This window comes from Pseudomonas sp. SDO5532_S415 (assembly GCF_054071155.1).
This window is the reverse complement of sequence record NZ_JBSVWS010000002.1, coordinates 31,351-52,158: the sequence shown is the minus strand read 5'-3', so window position 1 is coordinate 52,158 and position 20,808 is coordinate 31,351. Positions and strand designations below refer to the sequence as shown.

Here is a 20,808-nt window from a genome sequence, read left to right as displayed (position 1 = left end):
CCATCACCACCTTCTGCCGCCACGCGCGGCATGGAGCATCACATGACCATCACGAAGATCATCAAGGGCCCGCACCGCTTCGGCGGCTTCTGGTGGGTCATCGCCGACTGCGGCGGAAAGATCCAACACATCTGCCGACGTACCGAACAACAGGCTCGCGCGATCGCCCCAGGGCAGGACAGCGTGACCATTCACTGAACACTCTGCCGCCGCCGGCGGCATGGAGACAGCTATGTCCAATCGAAGCGCGGCCCAGGCTGCGCCCATCCTCCCGCGCTTTATCCGCGCCGGCGAGGCCTACGGATACCTCGGCATGTGCCGGGATGAATTCAACAAAACTGTCAGGCCGAACGTGCGTGAATTCCCGATCGGGAAACAGGGCATCGGCTTCGACAGGCTCGAGCTCGACCAGTGGGCAGACGCTTACGTCGAGTCCATGGCAATTGAAAAAGCGGCCAATCAGGACAACAATCAGCCCCGCAGTGGGCGCCAAGGAGTCAATAAATGGCGCGAAAAACGATCTCCGGTCTCTACGAGAGAAACGGAATCTGGCACATCGACAAGGTCGTCAGAGGTCAGCGACTTCAGGAAAGCACTGGAGCAAGCGAAAGGCAGGAAGCTGAGCAGTACCTGATTCACCGGCTGGAAAAGCTCAGACAGGAAAAGGTCTACGGTGTGCGCCAGGTGCGAACCTGGCGTGAGGCAGCCACCAGGTTTCTGGTGGAGTTCAAAGACCAAGCCTCAATTGGTCTTTCTGCCTCGCATATCGAGCAGTTGGACCCGTACATCGGGGATCTGCCGATCACCCATATAGATGACGGAACGCTGGCCACGTTTAAGCGGGATCGACAGAAGCCGACCAAAACCGAAAAAGGAAAGGTGAAGCCAGGCGTCTCGAACCGGACGGTGAACATCGCGTTGCAGCGAATCGTTCGGATCTTGAACCTGTGCCACAGGAAGTGGCGAGACGCAGAGAAACGGCCGTGGCTGGATAGCGTGCCGATGATCTCGATGCTGGAGGAAAGGAAGTCGAGCAGGAAGCCCTACCCGATGTCTTGGGCAGAGCAGTCGATGCTGTTCGCCGAGATTCCGGATCACCTACTGAGGATGGCGCTCTACAAGGTGAACACCGGTTGCCGAGAGCAGGAAGTCTGCAAGCTTCAGTGGGATTGGGAAATTCGAGTACCGGAGCTCGGAACAAGCGTGTTCCTGATTCCTGCTGACTTTGGTGGGAGACATGAAAAGTCTGGTGTGAAGAACGGCGACGAGAGGCTGGTGGTGCTGAACAAGGTGGCGATGTCAGTCATCGACGGCCAGCGCGGCCTGCATTCGAAGTATGTCTTCCCGTATGGGCAACCGGACGAAAAAGGTCCGACCCCGATGCACCGGATGAATGACACAGCGTGGAAGAAGGCCAGGGTGAGAGCGGCGGCGAAGTGGGAAATGGAACACAAGTCACCGGCACACCCTGGGTTCAGATCGATCAGGATTCACGACCTCAAGCACACCTTTGGCAGAAGGCTACGTGCAGCGGGCGTGACACTGGAAGATCGAAAAGCGCTCTTGGGGCACAAGAATGGCAGCGTTACGAGCCACTATTCTACCGCAGAGCTTGAGCAGTTGATCGTGGAGGCAAACAAAGTGTCAGCGACGGATTCGCGCGGGCCGGCTCTGACCATCCTGAGGAGGAAAACAGGATGAACCCCCGCAAAAGTCCCTGCGCATGAAAAAGCCCAACCTGTGAAGATTGGGCTAAGTCATTGAATAATATGGTCGGGACGGAGTGATTCGAACACTCGACCCCTAGCACCCCATGCTAGTGCGCTACCGGACTGCGCTACGCCCCGACTAGGCGTGAATCTTGTTCCTCTTCTCGAGGAACGCTCAAGAATATATCGCAAGCTTTTGAAAACTGGAAGTATTTAAAAGCAGGAATTTATTTCTTGAGGACCACCAGTACATCTTCGAGCTCGGCGATCATCTGGCGAATCATTTGTTTGTATTGCGTGGTGTCGTCTTTGGCTTCGTCACCGGACAAGCGCAAACGCGCGCCGCCGATGGTGAACCCTTGATCGTAAAGTAGCGCGCGGATCTGCCGGATCATCAGCACGTCCTGGCGCTGATAATACCGGCGGTTTCCGCGGCGTTTGACGGGGTTGAGTTGAGGAAACTCCTGCTCCCAATAGCGCAGCACGTGCGGTTTTACCGCACACAGCTCGCTGACTTCACCAATGGTGAAGTAGCGTTTGCCTGGGATGACGGGTAGCTCGTCGTTATGACTTGGTTCCAGCATAAGCCTCAACTCGGGCCTTCAACTTCTGCCCTGGACGAAAGGTGACCACACGGCGAGCCGTGATCGGGATTTCTTCTCCCGTTTTCGGATTGCGGCCAGGCCGCTGGCGTTTGTCCCGCAGGTCAAAATTGCCGAAACCGGACAATTTGACCTGCTCGTTGTCTTCAAGAGCGTGCCTGATTTCCTCGAAAAACAGTTCGACCAATTCCTTGGCTTCCCGCTTGTTCAGGCCCAGCTCTTCATACAGACGTTCCGCCATCTCAGCTTTCGTCAAAGCCCCCATACGTCACTTCCTTAACGTGGCGTTCAACCTTTGTTCGAGCGAGGTGAGGATGTTTTGCGTCGTGGAATTCACCTCATCGTCATTAAGAGTGCGCGATGGATGCTGCCAGGTCAAGCCGACTGCGAGGCTTTTTCTATCAGGATCAATGCCTTTACCCTGATACACGTCAAATAGCCTGAGGTCTGTCAGCCATTCGCCTGCATTTTCACGGATTACGTCCAGTACCGCCGCGGCTGCGACGTCTTTGTGCGCAATCAGTGCCAGGTCACGACGCACTTCAGGAAAGCGCGACAACTCGTGGAATTTCGGCATTTTTCCGCTAGCCACTTCCGCCAGAACCAGCTCGAAAACAAACACCGGACGATCCAGACCCAGGGTTTTCGACAATTCAGGGTGGATGGCACCGACGAAACCGACCAGACGGCCTTCGCGTTCGATGCGCGCGGTTTGACCCGGGTGCAACGCAGGGTGCTTGCCTGGCACGAACGTGAAGGCATCCAGTGCACCGGCGAAGCCCAACACCGCTTCCACATCAGCCTTGACGTCGAAGAAGTCGACGACATCGCGACCTTGCGCCCAGCCTTCCGGCAGACGGCTACCGCAAACCACGCCCGCCAGCATCGGCTCTTGCTTCAAGCCTTCGAGCTGACCGACGAAACGCAAACCGCTCTCGAACAAACGAACGCGATCCTGCTGACGGTTCAGGTTGTGCTGAAGCGCCTTGACCAGGCCTGGCCAAAGCGACGAACGCATGGCAGCCATGTCGTTGGAAATCGGGTTGGCCAACAGCAGCGGCTCGACACCCGGATTGAACAGTTCGAACTGTTTCGGATCGATGAAGCTGTAGGTGATCGCTTCCTGATAACCACGGGCAACCAGCAGGCGGCGCAGCTCTGGCAGATCGCTGCGGGCTTCGGCCTTGGCTTGCGGCGCCAGACGCGCTTGCGGGTAACGAACCGGCAGGCGGTTGTAACCGTACAGGCGGGCCAGTTCTTCGATCAGGTCGACTTCCAGGCTGATGTCGAAGCGATGGCTTGGCACTTCAACGCGCCACTGCCCTGCTCCCTCGACAGAAATCTTCAGACCCAAAGCACTGAGCAGACGCTCGACTTCGGCCGAATCCATTTCCATGCCCAGCATCTGGGTGATGCGCTGGGCACGCAGGGTTACCGGCGCGATCGACGGCAGATGCTGCTCGCTGACGGTTTCGATGATCGGGCCGGCTTCACCACCGGTGATCTCCAGCAGCAGGCCTGTGGCGCGCTCCATGGCTTCGCGGGCCAGTTGCCAGTCCACACCACGCTCGTAGCGGTGCGAAGCGTCGGTGTGCAGGCCATAGGAGCGGGCCTTGCCAGCGACGGCGATCTGATCGAAAAACGCGCTTTCCAGGAAGATGTCACGCGTGGTCGCGGTGTTGACGCCGCTGTGCTCGCCACCCATGACGCCGGCAATGGCCAGGGCGCGAGTGTGGTCGGCAATCACCAGCGTATCGCTACGCAGGCTGACTTCCTGACCGTCGAGCAGTACCAGCTTCTCGCCTTCTTCGGCCATGCGCACACGGATGCCGCCATTGATTTCGGCGAGATCGAAAGCGTGCAGCGGTTGACCCAGTTCCAGCATCACATAGTTGGTGATGTCGACGGCAGCATCGATGCTGCGTACATCGGCACGACGCAGACGCTCGACCATCCACAGCGGTGTAGGCCTGGACAGGTCGACGTTACGGATCACACGCCCCAGGTAACGCGGGCAAGCGGCAGGCGCCAGCACTTCAACCGGACGCACTTCATCGTGCACGGCTGGAACGGCAGAAACCACTGGACGAGTGACCGGGGTGGCGTACAGTGCGCCGACTTCACGGGCCAGGCCCGCCAGGGACAGGCAGTCGCCGCGGTTCGGGGTCAGGTCGACCTCGATGCTGGCATCATCAAGGTCCAGGTATTCACGAATGTCCTGACCCACCGGCGCATCGGCCGGCAACTCCATCAGGCCGTCGTTACCTTCACCGACCTGCAGCTCGGCTTGCGAGCACAGCATGCCGTTGGACTCGACGCCACGCAGCTTGGCTTTCTTGATCTTGAAGTCGCCCGGTAGCTCGGCACCGATGGTGGCGAACGGGATCTTCAGGCCCGGGCGCACGTTTGGCGCACCGCAAACGACCTGGAAGGTTTCCGAGCCATTGCTGACCTGGCAAACACGCAGCTTGTCGGCGTCAGGGTGCTGTTCGGTGCTCAGCACCTCGCCCACGATCACGCCACTGAATACACCGGCGGCCGGCGTAACGCTATCGACCTCAAGACCGGCCATCGACAGACGAGCAACCAGCTCGTCGCGACTTACCTGCGGGCTGACCCAACCACGCAGCCATTGTTCACTGAATTTCATCCTGCTCTCCTAAGAATTCGTTACGACTAGCGAAATTGCGCGAGGAACCGCAAGTCGTTGTCGAAGAACAGACGCAAGTCGTTCACGCCGTAACGCAGCATGGCCAGACGCTCAACGCCCATGCCGAAGGCAAAGCCCGAAAATTCTTCCGGGTCGATCCCGGACATGCGCAGCACGTTCGGGTGAACCATGCCGCAGCCCATGACTTCCAGCCAGCCAGTCTGTTTGCAGACACGGCAACCTTTACCGCTGCACATCACGCATTCCATGTCGACTTCAGCGGATGGCTCGGTGAACGGGAAGTACGAAGGACGGAAGCGTACTGCCAGTTCTTTTTCGAAGAACACGCGCAAGAACTCTTCGATGGTCCCTTTCAGGTCGGCGAAGTTGATATCGCGATCGACCAGCAGGCCTTCGACCTGGTGGAACATCGGCGAGTGGGTGATATCGGAGTCGCTGCGATACACACGGCCTGGGCAGACAATGCGGATCGGCGGCTGTTTCGATTCCATGGTGCGGACCTGTACCGGCGAGGTATGGGTGCGCAGCAACATGTTGGCATTGAAATAGAAGGTGTCATGCATCGAACGGGCCGGGTGATGGCCTGGGATGTTGAGCGCCTCGAAGTTGTGGTAGTCGTCTTCGACCTCAGGGCCTTCGGCAATGCCGTAGCCAATGTGGGTGAAGAACTGCTCGATACGTTCCAGAGTCCGGGTAACCGGATGCAGACCGCCTGAGGTCTGGCCGCGGCCAGGCAGGGTCACGTCAATGGATTCGGCGGCGAGCTTGGCCGCAAGATCGGCCTCCTCGAACAACGCCTTGCGCGCATTGAGAACCTCTGTGACACGCTCCTTGGCAACGTTGATCAGCGCGCCGACTTGCGGACGCTCTTCTGCCGGCAAATTCCCCAGGGTCTTCATCACCTGAGTCAATTCGCCCTTTTTGCCAAGGTAGTGAACCCGGATTTGCTCCAGGGCATTGATATCTTCAGCGCTTTGCACAGCCTCTAGTGCTTGCGAGACGAGCGCGTCCAGGTTTTCCATGTACAGACTCCAGATACAAAATAGGGGAAGAGCTTGAAGGCTCTTCCCCTATTTATGACGTTTAACACCTGACCCCACAGAGGTGAGGCCGGGTGACTGTCGGGGGTACTTAAGCCAAGGTGGCTTTAGCTTTCTCGACAATCGCAGCAAACGCCGCTTTTTCGTTCACTGCCAGATCAGCCAGAACCTTACGGTCGATCTCGATGGACGCTTTTTTCAGGCCGGCGATGAAACGGCTGTAAGACAGACCGTTGATACGAGCACCAGCGTTGATACGAGCGATCCACAGAGCGCGGAACTGACGTTTTTTCTGACGACGGTCACGGTAGGCGTATTGGCCTGCCTTGATTACCGCTTGCTTGGCAACACGGAATACGCGCGAGCGAGCGCCGTAGTAGCCTTTAGCAAGTTTCAGAATTTTTTTGTGACGTTTACGGGCAATGACGCCACGCTTTACACGAGCCATGAGTTACTTCCTCTATTCTTGACTAAAATTAACGAAGGCGCAGCATGCGCTCGACTTTTGCCACGTCAGACGGATGCAGCAAGCTGCTACCGCGCAGTTGACGCTTACGCTTGGTCGACATTTTGGTCAGGATGTGGCTCTTGAAAGCGTGCTTGTGCTTGATACCGTTAGCAGTTTTCAGAAACCGCTTAGCAGCACCACTTTTGGTCTTCATTTTTGGCATGTTCGGATACTCCGCATTCAGTTGATAAACATAATCAGAAGGCCTGCCGTGCCCTGTTGATTACTTCTTCTTTTTCGGGGCGATGACCATGATCAGCTGGCGTCCTTCCATCTTAGGATGCTGTTCGACCGAACCGTACTCGAGCAAGTCACCTTCAACTCGCTTGAGGAGTTCCATCCCCAGCTCCTGGTGGGCCATCTCACGGCCGCGGAATCGCAAGGATACCTTGGCCCTGTCCCCGTCACTCAGGAAACGTACCAGGTTGCGCAGTTTTACCTGGTAATCCCCTTCCTCCGTCCCTGGACGAAACTTGATTTCTTTTACCTGAATCTGCTTCTGGTTCTTCTTCGCCGCAGCAATCTGCTTCTTCTTTTCGAAGATCGATTTGCCGTAGTCCATCACCCGGCAAACAGGCGGGACGGCGTCGGCGGAGATTTCTACCAGATCAAGCTTGGCTTCTTCAGCAATACGAAGCGCTTCATCAATCGAGACGATGCCAATCTGCTCGCCGTCAGCGCCAATTAACCGAACCTCGCGTGCCGAGATATTCTCGTTGATCGGGGCTTTCGGTGCAGCTCGTTTATCTTGTCTCATTTCACGCTTAATAATAATTACTCCGAATCTTGGCGACCACGCCGGGAAACCGCTTGCGCGAGGAACTCGGCGAACTGGGCGACGGGCATCGAGCCCAGGTCAGCACCTTCACGAGTACGCACAGCGACAGTCTGCATCTCGACTTCCTTATCTCCAATAACCAAGAGATAGGGAACCTTGAGCAAGGTATGCTCGCGGATTTTAAAGCCGATCTTTTCATTTCTCAAGTCAGACTTGGCACGAAACCCGCTTTCGTTGAGAGTTTTTTCTACTTCGGCAACAAAATCTGCCTGTTTATCAGTGATATTCATGATCACTGCCTGGGTCGGCGCCAGCCACGCAGGGAATGCACCCTCGTAGTGCTCGATCAGAATTCCGACGAAACGCTCGAAGGAACCCAGGATCGCCCGGTGCAACATCACCGGATGCTTGCGGCTGTTGTCTTCGGAGACGAATTCGGCGCCCAGACGGACAGGCAGGTTAAAATCGAGCTGCAAGGTACCACATTGCCAGACGCGGCCGAGGCAATCTTTCAGCGAGAATTCGATTTTCGGACCATAGAACGCACCCTCGCCCGGCTGCAGATCGTACGGCAGGCCCGCACTATCAAGGGCTGCGGCCAATGCTGCTTCGGCGCGGTCCCACAACTCATCGGAACCGACGCGCTTTTCCGGACGAGTGGACAGCTTCATTTCGATGTCTTTGAAGCCGAAGTCGGCGTAGACATCCATGGTCAGCTTGATGAACGCAGCGGACTCGGCCTGCATCTGCTCTTCGGTGCAGAAGATGTGGGCGTCGTCCTGGGTGAACGCACGCACGCGCATGATGCCGTGCAGCGCACCCGATGGCTCGTTACGGTGGCAGGCACCGAATTCGGCCAGGCGCATCGGCAACTCGCGGTAGCTCTTCAGACCCTGATTGAACACCTGGACGTGGCAAGGGCAGTTCATCGGCTTGATGGCGTAGTCGCGGTTTTCCGACTGAGTGGTGAACATGTTGTCGGCGTAGTTGGCCCAGTGCCCGGACTTCTCCCACAGGCTGCGGTCAACAACTTGAGGTGTCTTGATCTCCAGGTAGCCGTTGTCGCGCTGCACCTTGCGCATGTACTGCTCGAGCACCTGGTACAGGGTCCAGCCGTTCGGGTGCCAGAACACCATGCCCGGCGACTCTTCCTGGGTGTGGAACAGGCCCAGGCGCTTGCCGATCTTGCGGTGATCGCGCTTCTCGGCTTCTTCAATGCGCTGGATATAGGCAGCCAGCTGCTTCTTGTCAGCCCACGCGGTGCCGTAGACGCGCTGCAATTGCTCGTTCTTGGCATCACCGCGCCAGTAGGCGCCGGACAGCTTGGTCAGCTTGAAGGATTTCAGGAAGCGGGTGTTCGGCACGTGCGGACCGCGGCACATGTCGACGTATTCTTCGTGATAGTACAGACCCATGGCCTGTTCGTTCGGCATGTCCTCGACCAGGCGCAATTTGTAGTCTTCGCCGCGGGACTGGAACACTTCGATCACTTCGGCGCGCGGAGTGACTTTCTTGATGACGTCGTAATCTTTCTCGATCAGCTGCTGCATGCGCTGTTCGATGGCCGCCAGGTCGTCCGGGGTGAAAGGACGCTCGTAGGCGATGTCGTAATAGAAGCCGTCGTCGATGACCGGACCGATGACCATTCTGGCGGTCGGGTACAACTGCTTGACCGCGTGGCCAACCAGGTGGGCGCAAGAGTGGCGAATGATCTCCAGCCCCTCTTCATCCTTTGGCGTGATGATTTGCAGCGTAGCGTCGCTGTCGATGATGTCGCTGGCGTCGGCCAGCTTGCCATTGACCTTGCCGGCTACAGTAGCCTTGGCCAGACCGGCACCAATGGATGCGGCGACTTCGGCGATGGAAACCGGGTGATCGAATGAACGTTGACTGCCGTCGGGAAGAGTAATAGTTGGCATGGCGCCTCCTCTCCTAGTGGTGACCCCTACCAAAGGTCACGTGGGTTGGGATGAGCCAGTACAAGATCCGATCCAGGCCATTCAATGACGAACGCCTGCCTTACAGCGGCAGGAGCCTTGCGGCCAACCGGAAAACCGAACCAGAGTGACTGGGATTCAAATCAGGATTATTCGGGCATCTGCCGCGGCCGGGACTGAAGGTCGACCGGAGCCTGCAAGCGCCCGAGCCCGGCATGCTAGCACAGATGAACGGTCAGGGCGGCGTAGAGGTTTCCCGCCAGGGTAAATCCGCTGTTTTTATGCCAGAGTGCTGAACTTGATCGCCGTTTTCCCCCTCAGATAACAAGACATTGACCCACAAGGAGCATCCCGGCATGCGTCTGAATCATTTGTTCGCTGTAGTCGCCCCCATCGTCCTGCTGCTGCCGCTGGCCGCCCACGCCGATTGGCCGAAGGGTGAGCGCGAGAAGTACATGGCGCAGTGCACCCAGGCTGCCACGCCTCAGATCGGCGCCGCGGCTGCAAAAGCTCACTGCGCCTGCGGCGCCGATGCCATCAAATCGTACCCCGCCAAGGACCTTCAGTCCCTGATGGATAACCAGGCCAGTGACGCCTTGAAACAACAGGCCCTGACCCAGATTTCCAAATGCAAGGCCACTAACCCGGCGAAAAAATAAGCCTCTCAAGACGCTGAAAAAGTGACTTGAGCCGATGAACGGCCTCTGAAAAGCGCTTTTTCCTACGATTTATGCAGGTTTTACAGGTTTTTTTATCGTCTTTACTTTCGGCTGAAAGCCTTTTAAAACGGGGCTTCCAGCCGTATCGGGCAACAAAGAATGTGCGACTGTAGGGCAAACGGCACCCGCGGGGGGCTCCCAAAGCGAACATTTCGACTATGATACCCCGGTGTGCCCAGTTGGCCTGAGCAGCACAGTACTACTGAAAATATATGTTTCTTGGAGATACACCATGTCTAATCGCCAAACCGGCACCGTTAAATGGTTCAACGATGAAAAAGGCTTCGGCTTCATCACTCCTCAAGGTGGCGGTGACGACCTGTTCGTACACTTCAAAGCTATCGAAAGCGACGGTTTCAAAAGCCTGAAAGAAGGCCAAACCGTTTCCTTCGTGGCTGAGAAAGGCCAAAAGGGTATGCAAGCTGCTCAAGTTCGCCCAGAGTAATTTCCAGGCGCGCTAAAAAAACCCCGTCCATGTGACGGGGTTTTTTGTGGGCAACGCAAAAGCCTGGGTGATCAGCCGCAGTTGACGCGGATGACGACCCGATTGGCATCGGTGTTGAGGTTCAGACGGTCGGAGCGATACTCCAGCGTCACCATGTCGGTAGGCAGGAGGAACCGTGCATTCTGTGCACCTGCACGGGTACGCGCTTGTTCCAGCAGTTGTGGCGAAGCCTGTTTTCCAATGGCGAATTCGGCCGCTTTGGCCTCGCAACGGCTGTGACCTGTGTCAGTCGTCGTTACAGGGTCTGTTGCCGACTCGGTGCTGGCAGTGCTGCAACCGGCCAGCATGGCAACGGCCAACAAGGTACCCAATGACGCGAGCTTCCAAGGCATGAAGCCTCCTTTTTTCGAGAGTTAAGCTGAGATCGTGCGACCGCCAATCCGGCGTTTGGTTTCACAAGGAGAGCCAGCGACCTGTCCTTGCGCCGCAGACAAACGGCAAGTTTGCCTGAGCATCGCCCTGCCCTTCATCCTTCAATCGTGACTGAATATGAACGATGCTCAATAGACATCAATGTAGTCGAAGGCCGGCTTCGGCCAGTTCTGCTTCAGCGCATTGAAGATCTGCATGACCCAGACCTCGTCGCTGGCCGCGACGCGCCCGACATAACCAGAGCCCTTGGCCCAGGTTTCCAGACGGAACAGCAGCCCGTCGATATCGGTGCCGCCCACGACTCCCGATGAAATATAGGCGATGCCGCCCTTGGTCACACGCAATTGCGTGTGCTCATCGTCGCTGGCTGACGCCAACAACTGACGCACGGCCTCCAGGGTCAAGCCGTCTGGGGTGTTCAAATCAATCTGCACAACGCAGTCCTTGAAAAGTCATCAAAAACCAAGTGTCGCATAGCCTTCGAGTCATGCCTAAGTCGGAGTGCCAAACGCGCCGCAAAATGGTTAACTCGTCGTTCAGACTTTTCCGACCGCACGAGCGCCATCATGACCACCGTAAGCATCGACGCCAACATCACAGTCAAGTGGCCACAAGGCCACAGCTCCTATAGCCCGGGCAGTCCGGAAGAGCTGGCAATCATTGGTATCGATCTATTGGTCAAAGGATTGGGTACCGAAGCAGCCCGGCAATTTATCACGCAAGTATTCGAAAAGTACCCGACCGATCACGCGGGTGCAGCCCACACAGACAAAGAATAAAAACCCGCAGGCCGCTACCTGCGGGCATGAGGGCTACTTCAGGCGAGCCAGACGCTCAGTCAGCAGATCGAAGAAGCCCTGGGCATCGCCGCTTTCAACCCAGAAGGCATTCTTCGGCGCCTTGAGGCCGTCGTGCCAGTCGACGATGGTCTGGCCGAAAGACGGACCTTCATCACTGTCCACCACGACGTTCACTTCGCGACCGCTGAACAGCTGTGGCTTGAGCAGATAGGCGATCACCGTTGCGTCGTGCACCGGGCCGCCCGGGATGCCGTAGTGCTCCATATCGGCTTTGATGTATTCGTTCAGAATACTGACCACCAGCTTGCTGGCATTGTTATTCAATGCCGCGATCTGTTGCAGGCGCGCGTCACTGGTGAGGATCTTGTGGGTCAAGTCCAGCGGCAGGTAGGTCAGTTTCACCCCACTCTTGAGTACCACCTCGGCGGCTTGCGGATCGGCAAACAGGTTGAACTCTGCCACGGGCGTAATGTTGCCACCGTTGAAGTGCGCACCGCCCATGATCACCACTTCTTTGATGCCTCGGACGATTTCCGGCTCCTGGATCAGCGCCAGGGCCAGGTTGGTCTGTGGTCCCAACATGGCAAGGGTGATGCTGTGGGGCTCGGCCGCCATCAGGGTGTCGATCAGGTACTCGATCGCATTGCCCTCGGCGAGGCCTTTTTTAGGCTCATGGACAGTGATGCCTGACAGCCCTTCCTTGCCATGGATATTCTCGGCATAGATGGGTTTGCGCATCATCGGCTTCTTCGCTCCGGCGTAGACCGGCACCTCCTCGCGCCCTGCCCATTCGCGGGCCAGCCGCGCGTTACGCGACGTCTTGTCCAGGCGCACGTTGCCGGCGACGGTGGTCAATGCGCGGATGTTCAACTCCTGCGGCGATGCCAGCGCAAACAGCAAGGCAACCACATCGTCGGCACCAGGGTCGGTGTCGATGATCAGGTCGATCTTCTGCGCCGCGTGGGCCCCAGTGGCGGTCATCAAGGACAAAAGCAGCAGACTCCGAAGCAGATGAGGCAGTTTGCGGGCAAAACGGTACATGGCGCACTCCTTGTGCAGGGTAGAAAACAAAAACGAGTCAGAACGTCACTCCGGCGATCAGCACGATGTTGCAGTACGGCTGGCATTCGCCAGTGCGCACGATCGCCCGCGCCTGTCGACTGAGGACCTTGAACTGCTCATGACTGAGCAGTTCACGCGGCCCCAGGGCACCCTCGTCATTCAGCGCTTGCAGTGCTGCCAGTGCCGACGGCTTTTTCTCCAGGATTTCCCGGGCCAGCACATGGCTTTCAACCTGCATTTCGCTGAGCACGACCTTCAAGGTGCTGATGAAATCCGGAATGCCGTGGGTCAAGGCCAGGTCGATCAACTCAACACCGGGTGGCACCGGCAACCCGGCATCGCCAATCACCACGGTGTCGCCATGGCCCAGGGAAGCGATCAGCCGTGACAGGGCAACGTTGAGCAAAGGTGTCTTTTTCATGGAGTCTTGAATGCCTGCACTTCGAATAAGGAGGGGATCGAGGGTTGCGCGCCGGCACGGGTGACCGATAACGCCGCGGCGACCTGGCCGAAACGGATCGCTTCAGCTTCGTTTTTCCCGCCGGCCAGCGCAGCGGCAAAACCGCCGACAAATGTATCGCCCGCCGCCGTGGTGTCGACCGCCTTCACGGTCGGTGCAGGGAAATGCTCGAAGCGTTGGCCATCGGCAAACAGCGAACCCTGGGCACCCAGGGTGATGATCACTTTGCCGGCCCCCAGCTCGATCAGTCGGGTTGCAGCAGCTTGCGCAGACTGCCGAGAGTCCACCGGCAAGCCGCTCAGGGCCGATGCCTCGCTCTCGTTGGGAATCAGATAATCGATGTTCGCGTACCAGTGCGCCGGTAATGGACGGCTGGCAGGCGCCGGATTGAGGATCACGGTCTTGCCCAGTTCCCGACCGCGTTTGAGTGCGTGCCCCACCGTGGCATCCGGCACTTCCAGCTGACAAATGATCACATCGGCGGCCTGCAGAACCGAATCGAAACAGCCGACCACCGCCGGCGTCAGCGCGCCGTTGGCACCGGCAACGATGACGATCGCGTTCTGGCTGTTGTCGTCCACCACAATCAACGCCACGCCACTGGAACCGTCCACGGTGCTGACGGCCTGACAATCGATTTGTTCTGCCAACAGGGCGGTGCGCAGTTCTTCGCCATAGGCATCACTGCCCACGCAGCCGACCATCGACACCTGGGCCCCCAATCGCGCGGCGGCCACGGCCTGGTTCGCGCCCTTGCCCCCGGACACCGTGGCAAACGAATGACCGATCAACGTTTCACCACCCTGCGGCAGCCGCGGCGCCCGGGTCACCAGGTCCATGTTAAGGCTGCCAATCACCACTACTTTTGCTGGCATACATTGCTACTCATTCGTTCGGTTTCATCAGGTGCTTTATATTTATCGGAACTGGGCAAAAACACCGGCCAGAGGCGCTGTCGATTCCCGCATGACGATGCTTGGCATCACAATCCGTTGTTCGGTGACCAGATCCGGCTTGGCGATCCGGCGCAGCAGCACTTCGGCTGCCATCTCGCCAAGCTGCAGGATCGACTGCCCCACGGTGGTCAGCGCCGGGTAGACATATCGGCTCATCTGGATATCGTCGAATCCGATCACCGACAACTCCGTCGGTACACGCACATTGCGCTCGGCGGCGGCTCGCAGCACACCGATGCCGATCATGTCGTTGGCAGCGAAGATGGCGCTGGGCGGGTTGCGCTCCAGCAGGATCGCGGCGGCGTTGTAACCGCCGGTGCTGGTGAAGTCACTTTCAAGCATGCGCTCGGCAGGCACTTCGATGCCCGCGTCTTTCAAGGCCCGGCAGAAACCGGCCAGACGCATCTGCGCCACGCTGGTGGTCGCCGGACCGCTGATGGTGGCGATGTCCCGGTGCCCCAGCTCCAGCAAATGGCGGGTCGCCAGGTAGGCCCCGTATTCGTGATCGATGCGCACCAGGTCCGCATCGACACCTTCCAGCCCGCGGTCGACAATCACCATCGGCGTGCGCACACCCGACAAGCCCTGCGCCAACCCGCTGTCACCGCCCGCTGATGCGACGATCAGACCGTCGATGCGTTTTTCCAGCAACACGCGCAAGTAGCTGCGCTGCTTGTCCGGGTTGTCGTCGGAGTTGCAGAGGATCACGCAATAGCCGTTGCGCTCACAGTAATCCTCGATCCCCCGGGCCAGTTCGGCGAAGTACGGGTTGAGGCTGTTGGGCACCAGCAGCCCGATGGTGGCCGTGGTTTTGGCCTTGAGGGATCGAGCCACGGCGCTGGGAACGTAATCGAGGGTTTTGATTGCCGCCTCGACCTTGATCCTCACTTCTTCGCTGACCGGCCGGGTTTTGTTCACCACGTGGGAAACCGTGGTGTAGGAAATGCCCGCGAGTGCTGCCACATCTTTGATCGTTGCCATGACTCAGGTCCGCCGGCTTGCGCGTTGACTACGGTAAGTATCGAGTACCACCGCGACCACGATTACCGCGCCGGTGATGATGCGCTTGGTGGGTTCGGTGGCGCCGATCTGCGCCAGGCCGGCTGCCAATACGGAAATGATCAGTACGCCGAAGAACGTGCTGATGACCGAACCACGCCCGCCCATGAGGCTGGTGCCACCGATCACCACGGCGGCGATCACCTGCAGCTCCAAACCAGAGCCGGCGTTCGGGTCCGCCGCTTCCAGGCGCGAAATCTGAAACAACGCGGCGATCCCCGCCAGCAAGCCCATCAGGCTGAACACCATGATCTTGTAGGGCTTCGGATTGATCCCCGCCAACCGCACCGCCTCTTCGTTGGTGCCGATACCAATCAGGTAGCGACCGAATACGGTGCGGGTCAACACCGCCTGGGCGATAAAAATGATCAGCAAGGCAATGATAAACGACGGCGAAATGCCAAAGGCGATCGGGTTGGACAACCAGGCGAAGGCATCGCCGATGTACGCCGTGCGCGAGCCGGTCATCTGGTACGCCACGCCGCGGGCCATTTCCAGCACGCCGAGGGAGACGATGAACGATGGGATGCGCCAGGCCACGGTGATCGAACCGGTGATGGTCCCGGCCAGTGCAGCCGCCGCCATGCCGAGCAATGCCGCCGGCAGGACGCTCCAGCCCCAGCCGAGAATCGCCACACTGACGGTTGACGCAGCGAGCGCCAGCACCGAGCCCACCGACAGGTCGATGCCGCCGATGATCAACACGAACGTCATGCCGACCGCCAGGACCATCAGGTCCGGAATCTGGTTGGCCAAAGTACTGAAGGTGTCGTAAGACAGGAAATGACTGCTCAGGATCGAGAACAGTACAACCATCGCCAGCAAGGCACCGGCCAGGCCCAGGTAAGTGCCGAGGCCGTAAAAGTTGCCGCTGCGTTTGCCGGCTAAAGATGCGGTTTTCATGGAAGATCCCTAGGCGCTGCTTCGTTGAGCAGCGCATCACGTTTTTGGTAGCCGGCAAATGCGGCGGCAAGCAAATCATCCTGGGTCCAGCTGTCGCGCTCGAAGGTATCGATCAGGCGGCCCGCCGACAGCACGCCGATGCGATCGCAGATCAGCATCAATTCGCGCAGGTCGCTGGACACCACCACCAGCGCTTTGCCCTGGCGGGTCAACTCACCGAGCAGCGCATAAATGTCGAACTTGGCCCCGACGTCGATACCCCGGGTCGGCTCGTCGAACAGCAGCACCGAACAATCGCGCTCCAGCCAACGACCGATTACCACTTTCTGCTGATTACCGCCGGACAGTTCGGACACCAATTGTGTCGGGCCGGAACTGCGGATGCGCATGGCATCGATCTGACGCTGGGCCAGGGAGGTCTCGTCGCCGTTGTTGACGAAACCGCCACTGGAAATGCCGGGCATGTTGCCCAGCGCGATGTTGGCGCTGATCGATTGCGTCAACAGCAGGCCTTCACCCTTGCGGTCCTCGGTGATCAGGGCGATGCCGTGAGCGACCGCGTCCACCGGAGATCGAATGCTGACGAGCTGCGCGGGGGAGCCCAGCGCCACCGTGCCGCTGTCAGCGCTGTCGGCACCGAAGATCAGGCGCAGCAATTCGGTGCGCCCTGCCCCGATCAATCCTGAAATGCCGAAAATCTCGCCAGCGCGCACTTCAAAAGACACATCCAGTACCTTGTCGGCGCGGGTCAGGCCCTTGACCGTCAGCGCCGGTGCGCCGATGTTGCGCGGCCCCATGTCGATGTGTTCGCCCAGCTCCCGGCCGACCATCAAGGTCACCAGTTGCTCGCTGTTGTAGTTGGCCATCGGCTCGACGCACACCAGATTGCCGTCGCGCAGTACCGCAATTCGCTGGGCGACCCGGGCCAGTTCTTCGAGGCGATGGGAGATATAGATGATCGACACGCCGCGCGCCTGCAGACGGGTGATCTGCTCGAACAGCATTTCGACCTCACGGGCCGTGAGCATTGCAGTGGGTTCGTCGAGGATCAGCACGTGGCAATCGCCGATCAGGTTGCGGGCGATCTCGACCATTTGCTGGTGACCGATGCCGAGTTCGCCGACCAGGGTGTCCGGATCAATCGCATCGAGCCCGACCTGGGCCATGGCTTCGATCGCCGCCTTGCGCAGTTGCTTGCGACTGATCCAGCCGCCGTTGCTGGGCAAGTTATCGAGAAACAGGTTTTCCGCCACCGACAGCGTCGGCAGCAGATTGAGCTCCTGCATGACCATGCGGATGCCCAGGTCTTCAGCCTGGGTGCGGCTGCCAGGGCGATAATCCTGCCCCTGAAACTGCATCTGGCCAGTGGTCGGCGCGACCAGTCCGCCGATGATCTTCGACAGTGTGCTTTTGCCCGCGCCGTTCTCGCCGGTCAACGCCAGCACTTCACCGCGCATCAGCGTCAGGTCGATGCCGGTCAGGACCGGTTGGGCGTAGGTCTTGCCGATACCGCTGACCGACAGGACAGCGTTCGGGGCGTGAACGGACATAAAAACTCTCCATGCGCTCGCCCGGACGGGCGAGCACCGTTGTGTCGCCAGAGGACTACTTGGTAACCAGCTCTACCGGGGTCTCGATCACGCCGTTGGCGCTGTCGACTTTCTCGCCCTTGATGATCTTCAACGCAGTTTCGATGCCGAATACCGCTTGCTTGGCGGCAAACTGGTCGGCAGTGGCCAGCACGCGGCCGTCCTTGAGCATCGGTTTGATGGCGTTGATGTTGTCGTAGCCGACTACTTGCACCTTGCCGGCCTTGCCGGCGGCGCGCACGGCAGACACGACACCGACCGCCATGCTGTCGTTACCGGCTAGCAGGGCCTTGATTTGCGGGTATTCGCTGAGCATGGCGGAGGCAACCTGGTTGCCCTTGTTGATCTCCCAGTCACCGGACTGTACCGACACCACCTTGATCTGCGCGGCCTCCATCGCATCCTTGAAACCCGCGGTACGGGCCTGGGCGTTGGTGGTGGTGGACACACCTTCGATGATGCCGACTTCGTCACCGGCCTTGAGCTGCTTGGCCAGGTACTCGCCTACCAGGCGCGCGCCCTTGCGGTTATCGGGGCCTACGAAGGGAACGCTGATGTTTTTGCTCTTGACCACCGCCGGGTCAAGCTGATTGTCGATGTTGATCACAGTGATACCGGCATCGACCGCCTTCTTGATCACCGGCACCATGGCCTTGGAGTCGGCCGGTGCGATGACCAGCGCATCGACTTTGGACACGATCATCTGCTCGACGATGCGGATCTGGTTGGCTGTGTCCGTTTCGTCCTTGATGCCGTTGGAAATCAGCTCGAATTCGCCGGAGTGGTCTTTCTGGTAGGCCTTGGCGCCATCTTCCATGGTCAGGAAGAATTCGTTGGCCAGGGATTTCATGACCAGCGCGACTTTAGGTTTTTCCGGGGATTCGGCGAATGCCGAAGAGACAGGCAGCGCGGCGGATGCGGCAGCCAGCATAGCGACAGCAAGAAGGCGTCCGGCGAATGGCAGCTTCATGGGTTCACTCCGATCTTATGATTATTGTGAGCAACGCTTGCGCTGGTGTAAGCGCGTGACGCTCATCGATGGTTTTATCCACCGTTAGCGCCGCGCAAACGTTTGCGTAGATCGAACTATGCGAACCTTGTCAAAATTTGTCAACGACCGGTAGCGCCCTTTGCTGGGTCGCCCGACAGAAAAAACTGACTGTTTTTATCATGCCGTCGTACTGATCACGCTTCCCGTGCTGGCAGCCTTGGTCAACTCCTTCGCCAGGGCCGCGGCCACTTGCGACAGCGCCGCCGAGGTGTTAGCAATCTGGCTCTGGATCGCCATCACCGCTGTTGCCTTGGCTTCCGGCGTGGGGAATTCCGCGGCTTGCGTGGCCGCCAATTGCTGTTGCTGTTCGCGCAGTTGTTGTTGCAGTTCCTGCATGCGCTTGAGCAGCATCTTCACCGCGATGCTTTGGCTGCCACCGCTTTCGGTTTCGGAACCGCGAACGTCACCGAGGCTGACTGCTTTTTTCTCGCCCTCCTCCAGTCCCAGCCGCTGCTCGGTGGTTTCGGTCGCTGCGTCATTCAACGCCTCGACGGTTGCCGGCGACTTACCGCCGATGTTGATCACGGATGCACTTGGAAAACCGACAGTCAACGACATGTGAACTCCCTGAATAAAAGATTCCTCAGGAGGGAGATCGACCTGCGCACGGGTTTCTTTAGACCTGAATCAGGATCCGGCTTTCGGTGAGCCGAACGCAAAAGTGGCCGATAGTCGGTAACCCGGACACCTCAAAGCCAGGCCACAGCGCGCAACTTGTTTAAATATCCAAACAAATCATCAAGTTAAACGTTTTTATCAACGCAAAACATGACTGGTACAGATCCTGCTCCTGTCCAGCACCCCAAGCGTTCAGATTCGCCTGGGGCGCATCTAGATGAACCTGCATCAGCACCGTCACTACTAGAGAGAAAAATAATGACATCTGCTTTGAAAACTTTTGTGCCGGGCGCCTTGGCCCTCCTGCTGCTCCTGCCCACCGCCCTTCAGGCAAAAGAAGTCGAAACCCAACAGAAACTGGCGAACGTGGTGATTCTGGCCACCGGCGGCACCATCGCCGGCGCCGGTGCCAGCGCGGCCAACAGTGCCACCTACCAGGCAGCGAAAGTCGGCGTCGACAAGTTGATCGCCGGCGTTCCCGAACTGAGCCAACTGGCCAACGTTCGCGGCGAACAGGTCATGCAGATCGCGTCCGAGAGCATCACCAACGACAACCTGCTGCAACTGGGTCGCCGCGTGGCCGAACTGGCCGATAGCGAAGACGTCGACGGCATCGTGATTACCCACGGCACCGACACCCTGGAAGAAACCGCCTACTTCTTGAACCTGGTGGAAAAAACCGACAAGCCGATCATCGTCGTCGGCTCCATGCGTCCGGGCACCGCGATGTCGGCCGATGGCATGCTGAACCTGTATAACGCCGTGGCCGTGGCCAGCAGCAAAGAGGCGCGAGGCAAAGGCGTACTGGTGACCATGAACGATGAAATCCAGTCGGGTCGCGATGTCAGCAAAATGATCAACATCAAGACCGAGGCGTTTAAAAGTGCCTGGGGCCCGCTCGGGATGGTGGTTGAAGGCAAGTCTTACTGGTTCCGCCTGCCGGCCAAGCGCCACACCATGGATTCTGAATTCGACATCAAGACCATCAAGAGCCTGCCGGACGTAGAAATCGCCTACTCCTACGGCAACGTCAGCGACACCGCCTACAAGGCGCTGGCTCAGTCGGGTGCCAAAGCCATCATCCACGCCGGCACCGGTAATGGCTCGGTGTCTTCGCGGGTCGTTCCAAGCCTGCAAGCCCTGCGCAAGGACGGCGTGCAGATCATTCGCTCTTCCCACGTCAACGCCGGTGGCTTCGTACTGCGCAACGCCGAACAGCCTGACGACAAATACGACTGGGTCGTGGCGCACGACCTGAATCCGCAAAAAGCACGCATCCTGGCCATGGTCGCCCTGACCAAGACCAACGACAGCAAAGAACTGCAACGGATGTTCTGGGAATACTGATTCACCTTCGCCCGAGCGATTCCGGTCGGGCACTGTTTTCACCACTCGCCAGCCTTGGCGAGTGGCTCCCAACCCCCGCCTGACAAAAATACTCCTTTCGTCCTACACCAAATTGAAAAAGC

General features: G+C 58.6%; 25 protein-coding genes and 1 tRNA gene. 7 read left to right on the top strand and 19 right to left on the bottom strand.

The annotated features are described in order from the left end of the window. The first annotated feature begins 42 nt into the window (after positions 1-42). From ACW9HW_RS01515 to ACW9HW_RS01505, 3 genes are read left to right on the top strand one after another with little or no spacing between them, the layout of a single operon-like run. Entirely contained in the window at positions 43-198 is a 156-nt protein-coding gene (locus tag ACW9HW_RS01515; protein WP_162634935.1) for a hypothetical protein, read from the top strand. 34 nt (positions 199-232) lie between these two features. Beyond that, complete coding sequence (locus ACW9HW_RS01510) at positions 233-634, top strand: hypothetical protein (RefSeq protein WP_457397694.1); 402 nt, start codon at positions 233-235, stop codon at positions 632-634. Then, positions 520-1,701, top strand: a complete 1,182-nt coding sequence (locus ACW9HW_RS01505) for a tyrosine-type recombinase/integrase (protein WP_457397991.1) — start codon at positions 520-522, stop codon at positions 1,699-1,701. The genes ACW9HW_RS01510 and ACW9HW_RS01505 overlap by 115 nt, the downstream gene beginning before the upstream one ends. 69 nt (positions 1,702-1,770) lie before the next feature. On the opposite strand, the gene ACW9HW_RS01500 is transcribed toward ACW9HW_RS01505, so the two are convergent. The 9 genes from ACW9HW_RS01500 to thrS form a co-directional block, all read right to left on the bottom strand. After that, a tRNA-Pro gene (locus ACW9HW_RS01500) sits at positions 1,771-1,847 on the bottom strand. Between the two features lie 89 nt (positions 1,848-1,936). Continuing rightward, positions 1,937-2,293 (bottom strand): MerR family transcriptional regulator, encoded by a 357-nt coding sequence (locus ACW9HW_RS01495; RefSeq protein ID WP_003179985.1) that lies wholly within the window; start codon positions 2,291-2,293, stop codon positions 1,937-1,939. Continuing rightward, complete coding sequence (gene ihfA, locus ACW9HW_RS01490; RefSeq protein ID WP_002553164.1) at positions 2,274-2,576, bottom strand: integration host factor subunit alpha; 303 nt, start codon at positions 2,574-2,576, stop codon at positions 2,274-2,276. The genes ACW9HW_RS01495 and ihfA overlap by 20 nt, the downstream gene beginning before the upstream one ends. A gap of 3 nt (positions 2,577-2,579) precedes the next feature. Continuing rightward, entirely contained in the window at positions 2,580-4,961 is a 2,382-nt protein-coding gene (gene pheT / locus ACW9HW_RS01485) for a phenylalanine--tRNA ligase subunit beta (protein WP_457397691.1), read from the bottom strand. Positions 4,962-4,987: 26 nt separating this feature from the next. Beyond that, positions 4,988-6,004, bottom strand: coding sequence for a phenylalanine--tRNA ligase subunit alpha (pheS, locus tag ACW9HW_RS01480; protein ID WP_007940232.1), 1,017 nt, complete (start codon positions 6,002-6,004; stop codon positions 4,988-4,990). A 109-nt stretch (positions 6,005-6,113) separates the two neighbouring features. Further along, the gene (gene rplT, locus ACW9HW_RS01475; RefSeq protein ID WP_007905879.1) at positions 6,114-6,470 is read right to left on the bottom strand and encodes a 50S ribosomal protein L20; all 357 of its coding nucleotides are present in this window, start codon (positions 6,468-6,470) and stop codon (positions 6,114-6,116) included. A gap of 28 nt (positions 6,471-6,498) precedes the next feature. Then, the gene (rpmI, locus tag ACW9HW_RS01470; protein WP_002553160.1) at positions 6,499-6,693 is read right to left on the bottom strand and encodes a 50S ribosomal protein L35; all 195 of its coding nucleotides are present in this window, start codon (positions 6,691-6,693) and stop codon (positions 6,499-6,501) included. Between the two features lie 60 nt (positions 6,694-6,753). Further along, the gene (gene infC / locus ACW9HW_RS01465) at positions 6,754-7,305 is read right to left on the bottom strand and encodes a translation initiation factor IF-3 (protein WP_169843736.1); all 552 of its coding nucleotides are present in this window, start codon (positions 7,303-7,305) and stop codon (positions 6,754-6,756) included. Beyond that, on the bottom strand, positions 7,305-9,227 hold the full coding sequence (gene thrS / locus ACW9HW_RS01460) for a threonine--tRNA ligase (RefSeq protein WP_095193359.1): 1,923 nt from the start codon (positions 9,225-9,227) through the stop codon (positions 7,305-7,307). The genes infC and thrS overlap by 1 nt, the downstream gene beginning before the upstream one ends. Before the next feature lie 374 nt (positions 9,228-9,601). On the opposite strand from thrS, the gene ACW9HW_RS01455 reads away from it, so the two are divergent. Further along, positions 9,602-9,904, top strand: a complete 303-nt coding sequence (locus ACW9HW_RS01455; protein ID WP_095193358.1) for a hypothetical protein — start codon at positions 9,602-9,604, stop codon at positions 9,902-9,904. Between the two features lie 292 nt (positions 9,905-10,196). Beyond that, positions 10,197-10,409, top strand: a complete 213-nt coding sequence (locus tag ACW9HW_RS01450; protein WP_003179963.1) for a cold-shock protein — start codon at positions 10,197-10,199, stop codon at positions 10,407-10,409. Between the two features lie 71 nt (positions 10,410-10,480). On the opposite strand, the gene ACW9HW_RS01445 is transcribed toward ACW9HW_RS01450, so the two are convergent. Together ACW9HW_RS01445 and ACW9HW_RS01440 are read right to left on the bottom strand one after the other, a co-directional pair. Next, positions 10,481-10,801, bottom strand: coding sequence for an I78 family peptidase inhibitor (locus ACW9HW_RS01445; RefSeq protein ID WP_095193357.1), 321 nt, complete (start codon positions 10,799-10,801; stop codon positions 10,481-10,483). A 168-nt stretch (positions 10,802-10,969) separates the two neighbouring features. Next, complete coding sequence (locus tag ACW9HW_RS01440) at positions 10,970-11,275, bottom strand: hypothetical protein (RefSeq protein WP_095193356.1); 306 nt, start codon at positions 11,273-11,275, stop codon at positions 10,970-10,972. A gap of 132 nt (positions 11,276-11,407) precedes the next feature. Here ACW9HW_RS01440 and ACW9HW_RS01435 point away from each other — a divergent pair, with 132 nt between their 5' ends. Beyond that, the gene (locus ACW9HW_RS01435) at positions 11,408-11,620 is read left to right on the top strand and encodes a hypothetical protein (protein ID WP_095193355.1); all 213 of its coding nucleotides are present in this window, start codon (positions 11,408-11,410) and stop codon (positions 11,618-11,620) included. 33 nt (positions 11,621-11,653) lie between these two features. Here the strand turns inward: ACW9HW_RS01435 and ACW9HW_RS01430 are convergent, their stop codons facing one another. The 8 genes from ACW9HW_RS01430 to ACW9HW_RS01395 form a co-directional block, all read right to left on the bottom strand. Then, positions 11,654-12,682 carry a nucleoside hydrolase gene (locus ACW9HW_RS01430; protein ID WP_095193354.1) on the bottom strand — a complete coding sequence of 343 codons (1,029 nt, stop codon included), beginning with the start codon at positions 12,680-12,682 and terminating at the stop codon, positions 11,654-11,656. Between the two features lie 37 nt (positions 12,683-12,719). After that, the gene (rbsD, locus tag ACW9HW_RS01425; RefSeq protein WP_095193353.1) at positions 12,720-13,124 is read right to left on the bottom strand and encodes a D-ribose pyranase; all 405 of its coding nucleotides are present in this window, start codon (positions 13,122-13,124) and stop codon (positions 12,720-12,722) included. Further along, entirely contained in the window at positions 13,121-14,038 is a 918-nt protein-coding gene (rbsK, locus tag ACW9HW_RS01420; protein WP_095193352.1) for a ribokinase, read from the bottom strand. Before rbsK ends, rbsD begins: the two co-directional genes overlap by 4 nt. Before the next feature lie 42 nt (positions 14,039-14,080). Continuing rightward, positions 14,081-15,100 (bottom strand): LacI family DNA-binding transcriptional regulator, encoded by a 1,020-nt coding sequence (locus tag ACW9HW_RS01415; protein WP_095193351.1) that lies wholly within the window; start codon positions 15,098-15,100, stop codon positions 14,081-14,083. Positions 15,101-15,103: 3 nt separating this feature from the next. Further along, positions 15,104-16,081 carry an ABC transporter permease gene (locus ACW9HW_RS01410; protein WP_095193350.1) on the bottom strand — a complete coding sequence of 326 codons (978 nt, stop codon included), beginning with the start codon at positions 16,079-16,081 and terminating at the stop codon, positions 15,104-15,106. Beyond that, entirely contained in the window at positions 16,078-17,631 is a 1,554-nt protein-coding gene (locus ACW9HW_RS01405) for a sugar ABC transporter ATP-binding protein (RefSeq protein WP_457397685.1), read from the bottom strand. The genes ACW9HW_RS01410 and ACW9HW_RS01405 overlap by 4 nt, the downstream gene beginning before the upstream one ends. A gap of 55 nt (positions 17,632-17,686) precedes the next feature. Further along, entirely contained in the window at positions 17,687-18,640 is a 954-nt protein-coding gene (locus tag ACW9HW_RS01400; RefSeq protein WP_095193348.1) for a sugar ABC transporter substrate-binding protein, read from the bottom strand. 198 nt (positions 18,641-18,838) lie between these two features. Continuing rightward, on the bottom strand, positions 18,839-19,279 hold the full coding sequence (locus tag ACW9HW_RS01395; protein WP_095193347.1) for a hypothetical protein: 441 nt from the start codon (positions 19,277-19,279) through the stop codon (positions 18,839-18,841). A 318-nt stretch (positions 19,280-19,597) separates the two neighbouring features. Between ACW9HW_RS01395 and ACW9HW_RS01390 the strand changes: the two genes are divergently transcribed. Then, a complete protein-coding gene (locus ACW9HW_RS01390; protein ID WP_207264105.1) occupies positions 19,598-20,686 on the top strand; it encodes an asparaginase in 1,089 nt (362 codons plus the stop codon). The last annotated feature ends 122 nt before the right edge of the window (positions 20,687-20,808 follow it).